The organism is Vicingus serpentipes, from assembly GCF_007993035.1.
Taxonomy (GTDB): Bacteria; Bacteroidota; Bacteroidia; order Flavobacteriales_E; family Vicingaceae; genus Vicingus; species Vicingus serpentipes.
In genome coordinates, this window is sequence record NZ_VOOS01000032.1 from 1 (window position 1) to 261 (window position 261).

Annotated in this window: 1 protein-coding gene; it reads right to left on the bottom strand. The window is 41.4% G+C overall.

Annotated features, from left to right (window positions below; all coding sequences use genetic code 11):
• The coding region (locus FRY74_RS12945; RefSeq protein WP_170228035.1) for a hypothetical protein at window positions 1-261 on the bottom strand (261 nt) is incomplete at both ends.

A 261-nucleotide genomic window follows, 5' to 3' on the forward strand; every position in this document is an offset into this window, starting at 1 on the left:
TTGTATTACCTGACCAGTTTGCTGTTACTCCTGCTGGTAATCCACTAGCAGCTCCTATACCTGTCGCTCCTGTTGTTGTATGTGTTACACTTGCTATTGCTGTATTTACACATACACTTGGTGAACTTGACGCTGCTCCTACTGTATTTGCACCTGTAACCGTAATTGTACCTGTAGCATTTATTGCTGATCCACAACCTCCAGTTAATGGTATACTATAAGTAAACGTTCCACTTGATGTTGGTGTTCCACTTATCGTAA